Here is a 16,024-nt window from a genome sequence, read left to right as displayed (position 1 = left end):
CGTTATGAAAGTGACTCTTGAGGGAAAATTTTATCTTCCTGATCGTGTTTGCTATGTGATAGGCTTAATAAAAAAGGATAAGCCTATGGATGCCATAGAAACAAAAGATTTTTCTGCTATTGCTGGTTACACACTTGCACTTCTAGAGATGGATGAGTGGATTAATACTCGGCCTTTTTTTTATCAAATAAAGACGCATTATTTGGTTGATCAAGCGATTAGGCTTGAATACATCATTATCCAGTAGAAATAATCTAGAACCTTTAGCCTGCTAAGAATGATCTTTGAATGACATAGATCATAAATACATCTAAAGCATATATTTTCAATAAGTTGTATTGTTAAGCTAACATTCTACAAATATTCAAATTATTTTTCTGTTTCAAATCATCGACATAATTTCTAAATTTTTTTGATATCTTTAATTTTTTACACATAAGAATTTAATTTCATGAAAAATTTATTCATCATCAGTACGGTATTCCTTTCAATATCAGCATGCTCATCTACTCCAAATAAAGATGTGTCTCCTTCTAAAATTGGTATGCCTAATCCAGCCAGCCAATATTGTATAGAGCAAGGCGGACAATTAGAAATTAGAAATGAAGCGAATGGTCAGGTCGGATACTGTAAATTACCGAATGGTAAAGTTGTAGAAGAGTGGGATTTTTTTAGAGCAAATCAACCTAAATGCGATGCGGAAGAGGCTCAAAAATTAATTGGTCAGTCTGGGTTAAGTGATCAACAAATTAAACAAAAAACTCAATCAGAAATTGTTCGCACAGTTGCACCAAATCAACCTGTAACAATGGATTATCGTGAAAATCGAGTTACTGTTACGATAGACGCAAGCTCTAAGAAAATCTTAAATGCGAGCTGTGGCTAATATTTATGAAAATGAAAAGCTCTCATCTTAAATGTCTTCAGATGAGAGTATTTCTGAAAATAGGGTAAGCCGTAAAACTTGATAAATTCGAAATTGTACCCATATCTTAATTTATTGAGTTCGTATTGATTAATATGTAAGAATGATCAATTGAGCTGACATAAGTTTTTTATTTTTTGAGATTTGAGATGAATCTACTTCTTATCGTGGTTTTAGGTACTATTGCTGAGGTTTTAGTATGGATTGGCGTGGGTGACCTCGTTGGAAGTATGTGGTATGTCTTCTTCTGGTTTGTGCTTGCTTTCTTTATTGGTTTAAACCTTGTTCGCTCTAGCACTGCTAATATCATGCCTCAATTGCAGCAGATGCAAATGACAGGGCAATTAGGCGCAGATCCTGCTGTTACTAAGAAACTTGCATTAGCAATGTCTAGTTTCTTTTTAATGATTCCAGGATTAATTTCTGATGTACTTGCTTTATTGGTGTTGATTCCTTCTGTACAAACAGCTTTTCGTAATGCTTTGATGAAAACAATGGCCAAACGTCAGCAAGCGATGATGGATCAAATGATGGGTGGTATGGGCGGCGGCGGTGCTGCTGGACAAAATCCTTTTGCTGATTTGATGCGCCAAATGCAAGAAATGCAAAATCAACAGGGCGGTGGTCAATACCGCGATTCAACCATTATTGATGGTGAAGCGAGAGAAGTGAAACCAGATCAAAAGAAAATCGAATTTAAAGACGTAAACTAAGTTGTAATTTTTAAAAAGCACGCTCTTCTAAAGCGTGCTTTTTTATTTTTGTTTGCTTGTATCTGTATTTGTACTTTGTTCTAAATTTTCAGATAGGCTTTGTGTTTCAGCAGTTTTTTTATATTGTGTTGGAGCTAATGTCGTAACTTCATTTTCTGATTGTTTGTATTTTCTACTGCGATTTGCTCGTTCGCGAAATCCACCTTTAGTAATTAATTGAGTCATGATATTTACTCTTTGATCCTAGCCAAATATTTTAGCAAAATTATGTGAAAGATCAAAATAATACCTAATTACTGAATTTACCTCGATTGTAATGATTTCATAAAAATGACATATTATTTTTGTTAAATGAGCTGGTAAGGTCATAAATCAAGATTGAAATCTTGATTTATTTCTCATAGGATAAAAGTGCGACGGTAAAAATTGTTGTAAAAAGAAAATAAAAAATAACAATCGGGAGGAAAAATGATGTTATATCAATATCATTGTGCATGCTGTGACAAGGTTGTTGCTTCAACTGATAAAGAGTGTCCACATTGCGGTTCGCAACACATTAGGAGTCCTTATGGGCTTTGGATGTTTTGTGTGGCAGCATGTTTGGCTGTAGTTGTTATTGTGAAGCTTGCGCATATGTATTCGCAACATCATCAAGAAGAACAGCCTGTTCAAAATACGTCTATTTTTGAAGTTCTAAAGCAAGACAATATGAATTCGGGAAATTAAAAATTGGGGAATAAAAAAGCTCGCATCATGCGAGCTTTTTTATGTGTGGGTTTAAAGTCCAGCAGCATCCTTAAGGATCTGAACTTTATCTGTCTTTTCCCATGTAAATGCAGTGTCAGAACCTTCGCGACCGAAGTGACCATATGCTGCAGTTTGTTTATACATCGGTTGAATTAGATTCAACATACGTGTAATACCATACGGACGTAAGTCAAAATGTTCACGTACTAGCTGAACAATAAGCTCATCTGATACTTTGCCTGTATTAAATGTATTAATTGAAATAGAAGTTGGTTCTGCAACACCAATTGCATAACTCACTTGAATTTCACATTTGTCAGCAAGACCAGCAGCAACAATATTTTTCGCAACATAACGTCCAGCATAAGCTGCAGAACGGTCTACTTTTGATGGGTCTTTACCAGAGAAAGCGCCACCACCATGACGAGCCATACCACCATATGTATCGACAATAATTTTACGACCAGTTAAACCACAGTCACCTACAGGACCACCAATCACAAACATACCTGTAGGATTGATGTGGAACTTGGTTTCAGCATGAAACATTTCAGCAGGAATAATTGGTTTAATAATTTCTTCGATAATTGCTTCTTTTAACTGAGCTTGGCTGATTTCGGGATCGTGCTGAGTTGATAAAACAACTGCATCTAAACGAACTGGCATACCATTTTCATAAGCAAATGTAACTTGGCTTTTTGCATCTGGACGTAACCAAGGTAAAGCACCTGAACGACGTAATTCTGCTTGACGTTCCATGAGGCGATGAGCGTATGAAATAGGCGCAGGCATAAGAACATCTGTCTCACGGCTTGCGTAACCGAACATCAAGCCTTGGTCGCCAGCACCTTGATCTTCTGGTTTTTGACGGTCAACACCTTGTGCAATCTCAGGAGACTGCTTACCAATCATGTTGATGACAGCACATGTAGAGCCATCAAAACCTAAATCAGAATGATGGTAACCGATTCCGTTAACTGTTTGACGTACAATCGCTTCAAAGTCCACGTTTGCTGTAGTCGTAATTTCACCAGCAAGAACAACAGCGCCTGTTTTTACTAATGTTTCACAAGCGACACGCGCATACGGGTCTTCTTTTAGGATTGCATCTAAAATAGCATCACTAATTTGGTCAGCCATTTTGTCTGGATGACCTTCGCTTACAGATTCTGAAGTAAAAACAGCATACTCGCGCATGAACGTCCTATCATGGTTATTTTCAAAAAGACAGAGTATGTTACATCGACTTGGCGTATAGGACTAGCACAAGCTGACTAAAAAGCATGAAATTATTTCATTTTCATCATGTTTTTATTGATATGTGTATAAGTAAAACTAATATTAATGCTTTAATTAATAAAGTTTTTCTGAATTGTAAATTTTCATATTTGACTGATTGTATTTTACATGTTGTTTACACGGTGAACATTTACATAAAGAATTGTATTTGAATGATCAAAATATAAGAAATATCGTGTATTGCACTTTACCCCATCTTGTTTTTTTAAGACAATAGTCGCAGTTTTTGAAAGATGATTTCTCATCTTCTCTCATCTTATTGATTTAATCGGATTCTGACTTATGACAACCCCTTTAAATGAACGTCGTATTGCAAATGCAATTCGTGTCTTGGCTATGGATGCTGTGCAACAAGCAAACTCAGGGCATCCTGGTGCTCCAATGGGGATGGCAGATATCGCTGACGTAGTTTGGCGCGAATTTTTAAATCATAACCCAACAAACCCACAATGGGCGAACCGTGACCGTTTTGTATTGTCTAATGGTCATGGCTCAATGTTGCAATATGCATTATTGCATTTGACTGGTTATGATTTGTCTATTGAAGATTTAAAGCAATTCCGCCAATTACACTCTAAAACTCCTGGTCATCCTGAATATGGCTATGCACCAGGTATTGAAACAACAACTGGCCCATTAGGTCAGGGTATTGCGAATGCAGTAGGTTTTGCTTTAGCTGAAAAAACGTTAGCTGCTCAGTTCAACAAAGACGGTCTAAATGTTGTTGATCACTTCACTTACTGTTTCCTTGGTGATGGCTGCTTGATGGAAGGTATTTCGCACGAAGTATGTTCACTTGCAGGTACTTTAGGTCTTGGTAAGTTAATTGCTTACTACGATGACAACGGGATTTCAATTGATGGTGAAGTGGAAGGTTGGTTTAGTGATGATACTGAGCAACGTTTCAAAGCTTATGGCTGGCAAGTGCTTCGTGTAGACGGGCATGACGCTGATGCGATTCGTCAAGCAACTGTTGAAGCGAAAGCTGAAAGCTATAAACCAACGATCATTATCTGTAAAACGATTATTGGTTTAGGTTCTCCGAATAAACAAGGTAAAGAAGACTGCCACGGCGCGCCACTTGGTAAAGACGAAATCGCTTTAACACGCGAAGCATTAGGTTGGAAAGAAGAAGCGTTTGTTATTCCAGAAGACGTTTATGCATCTTGGGATGCAAAAGCTAAGGGTCAAACTTCTGAAGCCGCTTGGAATGAATTGTTTGCACAATACCAAGCAAAATATCCAACTGAAGCAGCTGAATTGTTACGTCGTATCAACGGTGATTTACCTACAGAATTTGCTGCACAAGCCGATGCATTCATTGCTGAAACAAATGCAAAAGCTGAAACAATTGCAACACGTAAAGCAAGCCAAAATACGTTACAAGCATTTGGTCCATTACTCCCTGAATTATTAGGTGGTTCGGCTGACTTGGCTGGTTCTAACTTAACACTTTGGAAAGGTTGCCAAGGCGTACAAGATAATCCTGCGGGTAACTACGTTTATTACGGCGTTCGTGAATTCGGTATGACCGCAATTGCAAACGGTGTAGCTTTACACGGCGGTTTTGTTCCTTACGTTGCAACATTCTTAATGTTTATGGAGTATGCGCGTAATGCGGTACGTATGTCTGCATTAATGAAGCAACGCGTGATTCATGTATATACACATGATTCAATCGGTTTAGGTGAAGATGGTCCAACACATCAGCCAATTGAGCAAATTGCATCATTACGTGGTACGCCTAATTTAAATACATGGCGTCCATGTGATACGGTTGAAGCGGCTGTTTCTTGGAAATCTGCTCTTCAGCGTAAAGAAGGTCCAACAGCATTAATCTTCTCTCGTCAAAACTTGCCATTCCAAGCACGTAATGAAGCTCAAATTCAAAACGTTGCAAAAGGTGGTTATGTACTTGCTGAAGAAAAAGGCGAGTTGAAAGCAATCATCATTGCGACTGGTTCAGAAGTTTCATTGGCGATGGAAGCATATGCACAGCTTGAAGGTGTGCGTGTTGTGTCTATGCCATGTGCTGAAGAATTCATGAAGCAAGATGCTGCTTACCGTGAAGAGGTATTACCAGCACATATCCGTGCACGTGTAGCAGTTGAAGCTGCCCATGTGGATTACTGGTGGAAATTTGTTGGTTTAGATGGCAAAGTGATTGGTATGACCACTTATGGCGAATCTGCACCAGCGAAAGATTTGTTCCAATTCTTTGGTATCACGACGGAAGCAGTTGTCGCTGCTGTTAAAGAATTGACTGCTTAATTGAATTAATAGTTAAAAAGCGTCCTGAATAGGGCGCTTTTTTTTGTGAATGAAATTAAATGCTAAGTTCAGTTTGAATCGAAATATTAGAAGTTAGTAATTTATGAACAGGACAGCTCTCAGCAACTTTGAGTAATCGTTTATGTTGATCTTCGGTAAATTCACCTTTAAGCACAATCTTACGCTCAATGTTGTTTTGACCAGACTCTGGTTGACCATTTGGATTCAATGAAAGATTTACTTGAACGTGTTCAATTTTAATTCCTTTGTGATTGGCGTACATTTCTAAGGTGATCGTCGTACACGCGCCCAGAGCAGATAATAATAATTGTATTGGATTTGGTGCAGTATCTTGACCGCCTTTATCTGCAGGTTCATCAGAATACCAAGTGTGCCCAGAAGAGTTCGTCAGTGTAACGCGATAGGGAGTTGATGTGCTGAGTGCTTGGGTAGAATAAGTCATGATTTACCTTGTTGTGAATCTTTTAAAATTAAAAAAATCATAGATCAATCGAGAATACGAATGAACTATCCAATTGTCTAGTATCGAATCTGTATAATCATATTGAGTTTAATACGCGCTGTAACCCTTTTATTGTTGCACTGATGAAACATATCGTTTTATAAAGAATAATGAATAAAAATACTTGATGTATACACTAATCACTATATCAAACAAGGATACGAAAAATGCAATTTAAAACATTAAGCTTAGGTTTAGCCGTTGCCATCGCAAGTTCTGTAACTTTAGCTGCGCCAGTAGACTATAAAATTGATCCAACACATACAGCAACAGTGTTTAGCTGGAATCACTTTGGTTTTTCAACTCCGAGCGCGAATTTCACTGATATTCAAGGTGTGATTAAAGTTGATAATGCTAAACCATCAAACTCTTCTGTAGATGTGATTATTCCAATCAGCAGTGTGAATACAAATGTTCCTGCTTTGGATAAAGAGTTCCAAGAAGAAGCTTGGTTTAACGCAGCTAAGTATCCGAATATCACTTTTAAAAGTACTAAAGTAGAAACTAAAGACAAGAAACACTTCAAAATTACGGGTGATTTAACCGTTAAAGGTGTGACAAAGCCTGTGGTTTTAGATGCTGTGCTGAATAAACAAGGTGAGCATCCAATGGCTAAAGTACCTGCAATTGGATTTAATGCAACGACTTCATTTGATCGTTCTGCATTTGGTATCGGAAACTATGTTCCGAATGTAGGGGATAAGATCACTGTAAATATTACAACTGAAGCAACTGCTGCTAAGTAATATCGAAGTACTCAAACTTCAAAAAAGCTCACGCTCAATAGCCGTGAGCTTTTTTTATTTGCTCATTATCTAGAGAAAATGACTATGCGGTAGCATTAAATGCTTCTGAATAAGTCACATAACCACTTGGTATGTGGTCGGTAAAAGCAAGAATTTGAAAATAGTCTGCTGGAACATCTTCTAGGATCAATCTAGCATCAGCCTTAAAGCCAAATTTTCCATAATAATTAGGATCGCCGAGTAATACGCATCCTTTTGCATTCAGTACCTTGATCCTATTCAAACCTTCTTTGATAAGTTGAGAGCCTATACCATTTGATTGATATTCAGGTAGAACTGAAATTGGGCCTAAACCATACCAATCTGTCGCACCATCTGAAATAGAGACTGGTGAAAAGGCAATATGCCCAACAACTTGATTGTTAATTTCAGCGATTAAAGAAAGGGTTAACTGATTATTTTCTCTCAGCGCATTTACAATGAATTGTTCAGTGTGGCTTGAATATTCAACTTGTGAGAATGCTGATTGTGTTAAATCAAAAATGGCTTGGATGTCAGTGTTCTGTTCATTACGGATTCGAATGTTCATTTTCGTTACCTAGTACTTTTTTAAATCACTGATGAAGCAAAATCATGTTATTGCTTCATCAGATGATGATTAAGGATGTTTATTGATTATCGAGTTGAGGTCGTACGTTTCTAAGCCCATTCAAATTGATTTGATAGGGTTGACCTTCCTGTGATTTGATCAATCTTTTCTTTTTAAGTTTTCGAAAAACATCGAGTGTGCAATCAGATAATACAAAACCTTCACGGCTATAACATTCTACAGCAATGATTTGTCCTGATTCATTTTTGAGTTTTACGATTTTTCCGCCTTTTGCTAAGACGTGTAAAGTCCTTTGTTCAGACTTGGATAGGTTCATGTTGGAATCCAGATATTAAGTAATCAAAAGCAAAGATAGGCATGAAGCCTGAAAATTCGCGTTGATAACCCATTTCAAATTTTCATTGAAATATGGTTATCAGATTACTGCTATCTCCAACATAAAATCCTCAATGTAGATTGGATATGAAATTTGCTAATCAATATATAGCTTGTGATATAAAAAGTAAAATATTATGTGAAATATACTGTGTTTTGGGTGCGAGAGTTAAGGTGTATAGCCTTATTTTTATGATTAACTTAAGATGCAAGTATCGATGTATTTCCAATATTTGAATGCACAGCACAAATATTATTTTCAAGGTGGGATAGGATGGATAATCAGAAATTCATACAGCAGGCCGTCGATTTAGCACTAGAAAATGTAAAACGAGGCGGTCGACCATTTGCTGCTTTGGTTGTAAAAAATAATGAGATCATTTCAACAGGTGTAAATCAGATTAAGTTGACGAATGATCCGACAGCACATGCTGAACTGCTCGCATTACGAGAAGCAGGTCGTTTATTATCTACTCCAAATTTAGAAGATTGTACGGTTTATGCAAGTGGGCAACCTTGTCCAATGTGTCTAGCTGCAATAAGAATGGCTGGAATTTCAAAAGTATTTTTTGCATTTTCCAATACAGATGCTGAACCATTTGGTTTATCAACTGCGAAAATTGCCGAATTATTGAGAGTTGAACCTCAATTTCAAGAGGGTTTAGAGTTTACTCAATTAAAATCGAATCACTGCTCAGATTTGTATGCAATTTGGCAAAGACAACAGTAGATTGGATTGCGAAGAGTTACTTTTAGATTAGTAACTTATTGAAAATCTATATTACTTTTTTGCATGCTTTTCTTTTAAAAGTAAGTATGCGGGAAGAGATTTTTTCGCTTGACGGCGAATCATGATTTTTATGTATAAAACGATCGCAAAGCAGGCTGTAGCAATTGTAAGCATCAGGCTATTCATATAACTCATTAAAGAGCTAACATAACCAATCGTAGCAATACGCCGTTGCATCCTTTCAACTTGCGTACTGGATTCAATACCTGTAATCGCCCATGTGCAAAGGTGTTCACAATTATTGATAATCAAATGGTAGTGATTTTCATGCATACGTGATCGCATGCGACGTACAACTGCCTTAGCTTTATATTTCGGTGATTCATAATAACGAATATGAATAGGCTTATCACGAGCAAAACGTTCTAGTGTCGTTATTTCAATAGGATGTTTTTTGAAAATATGTGCAAAGCCTGAGTAGTGAATAACTCTTCCACGACCTGCATAGATGCCATGATGGCTATAACCAAAGTGTTTGACGATGAGATGAGCGCCAAGATAAAAACGTTGATGTTTTTGCTGCATGCCTATTCAAGAATATTGCATTTTACCTAGCTATTTTAGTGAAAAAAGATGAATCTATCGAGCATATTTCATCAATCAATCATGTGAATATGTGTTGAGTTTGTATCTTTCATTTAAATCGAGGTTATATTCTAAAGTAGGTGCTTTTGTGATGTTAAGGAATTTGAAATTGTTGTTGAATCGATGTCTATTACTATCAAGTATGGTATTTCAAGCTACCACAGTTTTTGCATTTGAATATCAAAGTATGAAATTCGAGGATGTTCAATTTGAAGTGATAAAGGTCGATGACTTAAAGGATTTGCAATTATTTTTAAAAAATCCTCGAACAGGTGATTTCTATCAAAAGTTTTCGAATATTCAAAGCGACTTAGCTGCATGTAAAGAATTACGTTTTGCGATGAATGCTGGGATGTATCATCCCAACTTTGAGCCTGTGGGGTTGTATATAGAAAAAAAGAAAAAGCTTTCTGAATTAAATGAATCAACTGGTTTTGGTAATTTTTTTATGCAACCAAATGGTGTAGTAGCGTGGAATGATCATGGTGCTGTCATTCATTCAACAGCAGACTATAAGAGAGCAAACTTTACAGCAAATTTCGCGACACAATCAGGACCAATGTTGGTGCATAAAGGACTAATAAATTCTCAATTTATAAAGGATTCAAATTCTTTAAAAATTCGTAATGGTGTTGGGGTACGGGATGATCATTTATATTTCGTGATTTCAGAACAGCGTATAAATTTTTATCAGTTTGCAAAGTTCTTTAAACATCAGTTGAGAGTAGATGAAGCTTTGTATTTAGATGGATCGATTTCTAGCTTGTATTTAAAAGACATTCAACGTAATGATAGAAAATATAATTTGGGACCAATTGTTGGATTAACACATCAAATGAATTGTAAGTTATAGAACCCTAATCCTCTCGTTCAGAAAAGATTAGGGTATTATTTTTATTGGATTGGTGGGTTGATCATCGCAAGTAATTCTTTACGACTATAACCACGAGAAATTAGGACTTTTTTGATGCCTTTAATCACATCTTCATCTGTAGCTTTTACTAAAGCCTCAAGAAGTTGTTCATTTGATTTGCAAGAGCAATCATTTTCAACACATGAGGTTTGATTCTTGTGTTCGTTATATTGTTGATCAGCATTCAACAATTTTTGCCAAAAACTCATAGAGCCTTCATATACAACCTAACATAGATCGAAATATAGTCACTTTAAAATAAAATACAAGTCAGCATAAGTGATAAAAGCAGCAGTTGAACTTCAATTTTTTCGATGATTTTTAATGTTATTAACGAAATTATGACAACTTAATGACTTGATCGTTGATATTTCAAAGATTTTTATAAAAAAACTTAAATAAAAAATAGAGAGTTATAAAAACTCTCTATTAAAAATGCTTACATTGAAATAGTTTGTTTAAATTTTTTCAAGTAATACACCAGACTCAACATGATGTGTAAAAGGGAATTGATCAAACATAGCAAACTTCTGAATGCGGTGTGTTTGTGTCAATATTTTTAAGTTATCGTGTAGCGTGTCTGGGTTGCAAGATATGTAGATAATACGTTCAAAACCTTGTAACAGCTTGAGCGTTTCGTCATCAATGCCTGCGCGTGGTGGATCAACAAATACAGTGTCAAAGTCATAGCTTTGAATATCAATTTCAGCTTCTAATAAACGTCTAAATGTACGTTCACCTTGATAGGCTTGGGTAAATTCTTCAGCTGATAAACGTGCTACTTGAATATTATCAATTTGATTCTGTTCAATATTCCATTGCGCTGCATGAACTGATGATTTAGCAAGTTCAGTTGCAAGAACGCGTTTAAATTTCAGAGACAGTGGTAGAGTAAAGTTACCATTACCGCAATACAGTTCTAGTAAATCTTTTTGAGCACCTTCCGCAGCATCACAAGCCCATTCAAGCATATGTTGGCAGACTTGAGCATTAGGCTGGGTAAAGCTGCTTTCAATTTGTTTGTATTTGAAAGTACGTCCATGAACATTAAGTTGTTCAACAACGTAATCATCTCCAATAATGACCTTTTGACCGCGGCTACGTCCCATAATTTTAATATTTAATTTATCAGCAAGTGCTTTTGCTGCACTTTCCCATTCTGCATCCAAACGGCGATGGTAAATCAGCGTTACCAACATTTCGCCACTTAAAGTGGATAGGAAATCTGCTTCAAAAATACGTTGCGAAAGAATCGGAGTTGCTTTTAATTCTTCTAGTAGTAGTGGCATTAAATTATTGATACTGCTATCAGCAATCGGGAAATCATCGATACGAATAACAGCTTTTTGCTTACCATCTTCAGCACGTTCAAACATGGCATAAAACAAATCATCTTCAGTGTGCCAAATACGGAATTCTGCACGCATACGAAAATGTTGCTCAGGTGATTGAAATACTTCTAAAGCAGGGGGATTGAACGGTGCAAATTGTGCGGTGATTCGTTCAACTTTCTCTTGAAGTTGCTGTTGGTAAGATACGGTCATAAAAAAGAAAACTGTAGGTAAAAAATAAAGGGGAATGGTATCAAAAAAAGCAGTAAAAGGTGCAGGGAAATTATGATTATCCCTGATTTAAACGAATTGGTTTCATTACATGATGGTGTGGAAATTTTTGTAAAAACCATTTGTCTTAAAATTAGAAAATAAAAACCCGAACCATGTAGAACATGGTTCGGGCTGGGAGATTTGAAGACTTAAATTAGTCTTCAGATAAAGTCATTAAACTCGCATTACCGCCGGCAGCAGCGGTATTTACACTAATAGCTCGTTCAATGACTAGACGTTCTAGAGGAATCTGCTCATCTGTCTTGAGATGAGTAATGCCCACGATTGCTCCAGAACGGTTCGCAATTTTCGTTTGCAGTTCAGTTAATTGTTCAACTGAACCATGATGTAAAACAGCATCAAAAGCATCTTTTTCGATGTCTGAAATCACTTTAATTGCTGCTAACACATCTTTTGGTAAAGATTTCTGATGCTTAGCCAAGAAAGCATTATCTTTAGTAACAGCAGCAGTACTGCTTACTGCGAAAATCGCTAGTAACTGCTGTAACTGGCTCGCTTCATCATTTGCGATAGAAAGCACACGATGACGAGGTAAGATAATGTATTGGTTACTTTCACCAGTAGGACCTTGCAACTCATAGAATTTACCAACGCCAAATGCAGGAATCGTTGGAATTGCTTGAGGCATATTTTGCTTAGCCCAAGTTAATAAGTTTTGGTAAGCAACATTTGAAACTGCTTCAAAAGTTGAAACTTCTGATTTAACAGCAAATGGTGTTGCTAAGACTTTTTCAGAACAATGTTCCATCAAACGATACATATATAATGGACCGCCTGCTTTAGGACCTGTACCAGATAAGCCTTCACCACCAAATGGTTGCACGCCAACAACTGCACCAACGATATTACGGTTGATATATAAGTTGCCTACTTCTGCGCGTTGGATGACAGTATTAATCGTTTCATCAATACGTGTGTGTAGACCCATCGTTAAGCCGTAACCTTTTGCATTGATGCGATCGATCAATTGCTCAAGTTCACCATACTTATATGTGATGATATGCAATACAGGACCAAATACTTCACGCTCTAAATCATCAAGGTTTGGTAATTCGATCGCAGTTGGTGGAACAAATGTGCCTTGAGCAAGTGCTTGTTGGCTTACAGCATCGTTAAACATCAATTGATGAACAGGGTAGCCCTTTGATTTCATCTTTTGAATGTGATTATCAATGGTTTGTTTTGCTTCAGTATCAATTACTGGTCCAATATCAGTTTTTAAGATAGCAGGATTACCTACGATCAACTGTTTCATTGCACCTTTCAACATTTTCACAACTGTTGCAGCACTATCTTCTTGAACACATAAGATACGAAGAGCAGAACAACGTTGACCAGCACTATCAAATGCAGAACTTACCACATCCAATACGACTTGTTCGGTTAATGCAGAAGAATCAACGATCATGGCATTTTGACCACCTGTTTCCGCGATTAACGGAATTGGTTGACCATTCGGCGATAAGCGTTTTGCCACAGTTTTTTGCAAGATTTTTGCAACTTCTGTAGAACCTGTAAACATGATGCCTTGGATACGATCATCTTGGCTCAATTGCGCGCCAACTGTTTCACCGCGACCAGGTAGAAGTTGAACCGCACCACGTGGTACACCAGCTTCCCAAAGCATTTCAACTGCTTGAGCTGCAATCAATGGAGTTTGCTCGGCTGGTTTTGCAATCACACAGTTACCGCTTACTAAAGCAGCTGCAATCTGACCCGAGAAAATCGCAAGAGGGAAGTTCCATGGGCTGATACATAAAACTGTACCTAATGGCTTCACTTGTGCATTTGCAGGTAAGTTTTCAATTTGAGTTGCGTAGTAACGTAAGAAGTCTACTGCTTCACGCACTTCTGCAATCGCATTGGCATAAGTTTTACCACTTTCACGGCAAAGTAATACCATCAATTCTTGGATGCGATCTTCCATCAAATCCGCAGCGCGTTTTAAGCAAGCAGCTCGTTCAGTTTTATTTGTCGCAGCCCAACTTTGCTCTGCTTGTACAGCTGCTTCTAGTGCAAGTTGTACATCAGCGCTAGTTGCCTCGTTTACATAACCTACGATTTCACTATTTTGTGCAGGGTTTGTAATTGCAAGGGCATTACTTTGATCATGAACTGTTGATTCAAATCCAAGTAATGGTGCACTTTTCCAGACGTGATTACGAAGTTTTTGGGCCGTAGCATCCAAGTCTGCAAGCGGTGTGTCGTTGTTTAAATCGAAACCATTTGAGTTTGGACGCAATGGATATAAATCATGCGGAAGAGGAATCGCCGGATGTTTTAAACCAAGCTGGCCTTCTTCTTTTGCAGCAGTTTGAATATCTTTGATAGGTGATTGAATTAAATCATCTACTTTTAATGTTTTGTCTGCAATCCGGTTTACAAATGAAGTGTTTGCACCATTTTCAAGTAAACGACGAACTAAGTAAGCCAATAGGGTTTCATGATTACCAACTGGCGCATACACGCGACATGGAATACCGAGTTTACCGTCTTCTTTTGAACCCACAACTTGTTCATACAGTGGTTCACCCATGCCATGCAAGCATTGGAATTCATATTGACCAGGATAGTATTTGCTTGGATCAGCTAGATTGTATATCGTTGCAAGTGACTGTGCATTATGTGTTGCAAATTGCGGATACACTTGATCAGGTGCAGCAAGAAGTTTTTTCGCACAAGCAATGTATGACAAATCTGTATGCACTTTACGTGTGAACACAGGGTAGTCAGTCATACCTTCAATTTGAGCTTTTTTGATTTCGCTATCCCAATATGCACCTTTCACTAGGCGAATCATCAGACGTTTGTTACTGCGTTTTGCAAGATCAATGATGTAATCGACAACGAAGAAACAACGCTTTTGGTAGGCTTGGATAACAAAGCCAATGCCTTTCCAGTTTGCAAGTTTAGGTTCGAAGCATAGACGCTCTAACATTTCCAAAGAAATTTCTAAGCGTTCCGATTCTTCAGCATCGATGTTTAAACCAATATCATAGTGTTTTGCTAAACACGCGAGTTCGAAAACTTTGTTATAAAGTTCATGGTGAACACGACTGATTTGCGAGCGTTGGTAACGAGGATGCAATGCTGAAAGCTTGATAGAAATACCAGGACCATCATATACGCCACGACCATTAGATGCTTTACCAATCGCATGAATCGCTTGGGTATAGTCGTTGTAATAGCGTTCAGCATCGTGATCTGTGAGCGCAGCTTCACCTAACATGTCATAAGAGTAACGGAAACCCTTATGTTCAAGTGGCTTAGCATGTTCAAGTGCTTCTTCAATGGTTTCACCAGTAACAAACTGTTCACCCATCATACGCATAGCGACGTCAACCGCTTTACGAATAATACCGCGACCACTACGTGCTAATAAGCCCGTTAATACACTCGATAAACTTGTTTGTTTTGGAGTTTCCATTAACTTTCCAGTTAACATCAAACCCCAAGCAGCAGCGTTTACGAACATGAGGCTACTTTGACCTACATGCTCTTTCCAGTTGCCTTGATTGATTTTGTCACGAATCAAAAGATCACGTGTCGCAGTATCTGGAATACGAAGCAATGCTTCTGCTAAACACATGAGTGCCACACCTTCTTGAGAAGAAAGTGAGAACTCCTGAAGTAAACCTTGCACGATACCTGCTTTACCAGCAGAACTTTTGCGTTCACGTAGATTATTCGCTAGATCAAATGCAAGTTCATAAATTTTTTGATCGAGATCTGGTGAGATGTTTGCGGCTTCAGCAAGTTCAGCGACAGCTTCAGGTTCAGCACGTCGCCAAGCTGTATTAATGCGTTGCTCAAACTCACTTTTTTCTTTAAATTCGGTGATATAACCACCGTCGTTGTGAGCTGTGTCCATTTGTGCGGGAGTATCCAAAGTATTCATACTA

The 16,024-nt window shown here is 37.6% G+C and carries 17 protein-coding genes; 8 read left to right on the top strand and 9 right to left on the bottom strand.

Features of this window, described 5'->3' with window-relative positions; translation table 11 throughout:
• Positions 1-85: 85 nt before the first annotated feature.
• The 3 genes from H2677_RS08880 (at position 86) to H2677_RS08870 (ending at position 1,638) form a co-directional block, all read left to right on the top strand.
• Complete coding sequence (locus H2677_RS08880) at positions 86-247, top strand: hypothetical protein (RefSeq protein ID WP_199955123.1); 162 nt, start codon at positions 86-88, stop codon at positions 245-247.
• Between the two features lie 204 nt (positions 248-451).
• Entirely contained in the window at positions 452-886 is a 435-nt protein-coding gene (locus H2677_RS08875) for an I78 family peptidase inhibitor (RefSeq protein WP_212638342.1), read from the top strand.
• A 188-nt stretch (positions 887-1,074) separates the two neighbouring features.
• A complete protein-coding gene (locus H2677_RS08870) occupies positions 1,075-1,638 on the top strand; it encodes an FxsA family protein (protein WP_212638341.1) in 564 nt (187 codons plus the stop codon).
• 42 nt (positions 1,639-1,680) lie between these two features.
• Here the strand turns inward: H2677_RS08870 and H2677_RS08865 are convergent, their stop codons facing one another.
• The gene (locus H2677_RS08865) at positions 1,681-1,863 is read right to left on the bottom strand and encodes a hypothetical protein (protein WP_212638340.1); all 183 of its coding nucleotides are present in this window, start codon (positions 1,861-1,863) and stop codon (positions 1,681-1,683) included.
• A 243-nt stretch (positions 1,864-2,106) separates the two neighbouring features.
• On the opposite strand from H2677_RS08865, the gene H2677_RS08860 reads away from it, so the two are divergent.
• The gene (locus H2677_RS08860) at positions 2,107-2,364 is read left to right on the top strand and encodes a hypothetical protein (RefSeq protein ID WP_004915370.1); all 258 of its coding nucleotides are present in this window, start codon (positions 2,107-2,109) and stop codon (positions 2,362-2,364) included.
• A gap of 51 nt (positions 2,365-2,415) precedes the next feature.
• On the opposite strand, the gene metK is transcribed toward H2677_RS08860, so the two are convergent.
• Positions 2,416-3,582 (bottom strand): methionine adenosyltransferase, encoded by a 1,167-nt coding sequence (metK, locus tag H2677_RS08855; RefSeq protein WP_004954738.1) that lies wholly within the window; start codon positions 3,580-3,582, stop codon positions 2,416-2,418.
• A 384-nt stretch (positions 3,583-3,966) separates the two neighbouring features.
• Between metK and tkt the strand changes: the two genes are divergently transcribed.
• Positions 3,967-5,955, top strand: coding sequence for a transketolase (gene tkt, locus H2677_RS08850; RefSeq protein ID WP_212638339.1), 1,989 nt, complete (start codon positions 3,967-3,969; stop codon positions 5,953-5,955).
• 55 nt (positions 5,956-6,010) lie between these two features.
• Here tkt and H2677_RS08845 read toward each other — a convergent pair whose 3' ends face one another.
• Positions 6,011-6,418 carry an OsmC family protein gene (locus H2677_RS08845; protein WP_199955120.1) on the bottom strand — a complete coding sequence of 136 codons (408 nt, stop codon included), beginning with the start codon at positions 6,416-6,418 and terminating at the stop codon, positions 6,011-6,013.
• A gap of 227 nt (positions 6,419-6,645) precedes the next feature.
• On the opposite strand from H2677_RS08845, the gene H2677_RS08840 reads away from it, so the two are divergent.
• Positions 6,646-7,224, top strand: coding sequence for a YceI family protein (locus tag H2677_RS08840; protein WP_004915385.1), 579 nt, complete (start codon positions 6,646-6,648; stop codon positions 7,222-7,224).
• Between the two features lie 82 nt (positions 7,225-7,306).
• On the opposite strand, the gene H2677_RS08835 is transcribed toward H2677_RS08840, so the two are convergent.
• Both H2677_RS08835 and H2677_RS08830 read right to left on the bottom strand, forming a co-directional pair.
• Positions 7,307-7,813 carry a GNAT family N-acetyltransferase gene (locus H2677_RS08835; RefSeq protein WP_199955119.1) on the bottom strand — a complete coding sequence of 169 codons (507 nt, stop codon included), beginning with the start codon at positions 7,811-7,813 and terminating at the stop codon, positions 7,307-7,309.
• A 79-nt stretch (positions 7,814-7,892) separates the two neighbouring features.
• Positions 7,893-8,150: a YjhX family toxin gene (locus H2677_RS08830; protein ID WP_004961522.1), complete on the bottom strand. Its 258-nt coding sequence runs from the start codon at positions 8,148-8,150 to the stop codon at positions 7,893-7,895.
• A 333-nt stretch (positions 8,151-8,483) separates the two neighbouring features.
• On the opposite strand from H2677_RS08830, the gene H2677_RS08825 reads away from it, so the two are divergent.
• On the top strand, positions 8,484-8,939 hold the full coding sequence (locus H2677_RS08825) for a nucleoside deaminase (protein WP_004961526.1): 456 nt from the start codon (positions 8,484-8,486) through the stop codon (positions 8,937-8,939).
• 51 nt (positions 8,940-8,990) lie between these two features.
• On the opposite strand, the gene H2677_RS08820 is transcribed toward H2677_RS08825, so the two are convergent.
• Complete coding sequence (locus H2677_RS08820; protein ID WP_004954724.1) at positions 8,991-9,524, bottom strand: lecithin retinol acyltransferase family protein; 534 nt, start codon at positions 9,522-9,524, stop codon at positions 8,991-8,993.
• 151 nt (positions 9,525-9,675) lie between these two features.
• On the opposite strand from H2677_RS08820, the gene H2677_RS08815 reads away from it, so the two are divergent.
• Positions 9,676-10,437, top strand: a complete 762-nt coding sequence (locus tag H2677_RS08815; RefSeq protein ID WP_112986620.1) for a phosphodiester glycosidase family protein — start codon at positions 9,676-9,678, stop codon at positions 10,435-10,437.
• 41 nt (positions 10,438-10,478) lie between these two features.
• Here the strand turns inward: H2677_RS08815 and H2677_RS08810 are convergent, their stop codons facing one another.
• The 3 genes from H2677_RS08810 to putA all read right to left on the bottom strand — a co-directional run bounded on the left by H2677_RS08810 (position 10,479) and on the right by putA (position 16,020).
• The gene (locus tag H2677_RS08810; RefSeq protein WP_004954718.1) at positions 10,479-10,706 is read right to left on the bottom strand and encodes a hypothetical protein; all 228 of its coding nucleotides are present in this window, start codon (positions 10,704-10,706) and stop codon (positions 10,479-10,481) included.
• A 249-nt stretch (positions 10,707-10,955) separates the two neighbouring features.
• Entirely contained in the window at positions 10,956-12,041 is a 1,086-nt protein-coding gene (gene trmA / locus H2677_RS08805; protein ID WP_004961537.1) for a tRNA (uridine(54)-C5)-methyltransferase TrmA, read from the bottom strand.
• Positions 12,042-12,255: 214 nt separating this feature from the next.
• Positions 12,256-16,020, bottom strand: coding sequence for a trifunctional transcriptional regulator/proline dehydrogenase/L-glutamate gamma-semialdehyde dehydrogenase (putA, locus tag H2677_RS08800; RefSeq protein WP_212638338.1), 3,765 nt, complete (start codon positions 16,018-16,020; stop codon positions 12,256-12,258).
• Positions 16,021-16,024 lie beyond the last annotated feature (4 nt).

This window comes from Acinetobacter junii (assembly GCF_018336855.1).
GTDB lineage: Bacteria > Pseudomonadota > Gammaproteobacteria > Pseudomonadales > Moraxellaceae > Acinetobacter > Acinetobacter junii.
This window is presented reverse-complemented; position numbering and strand designations above follow the sequence as displayed.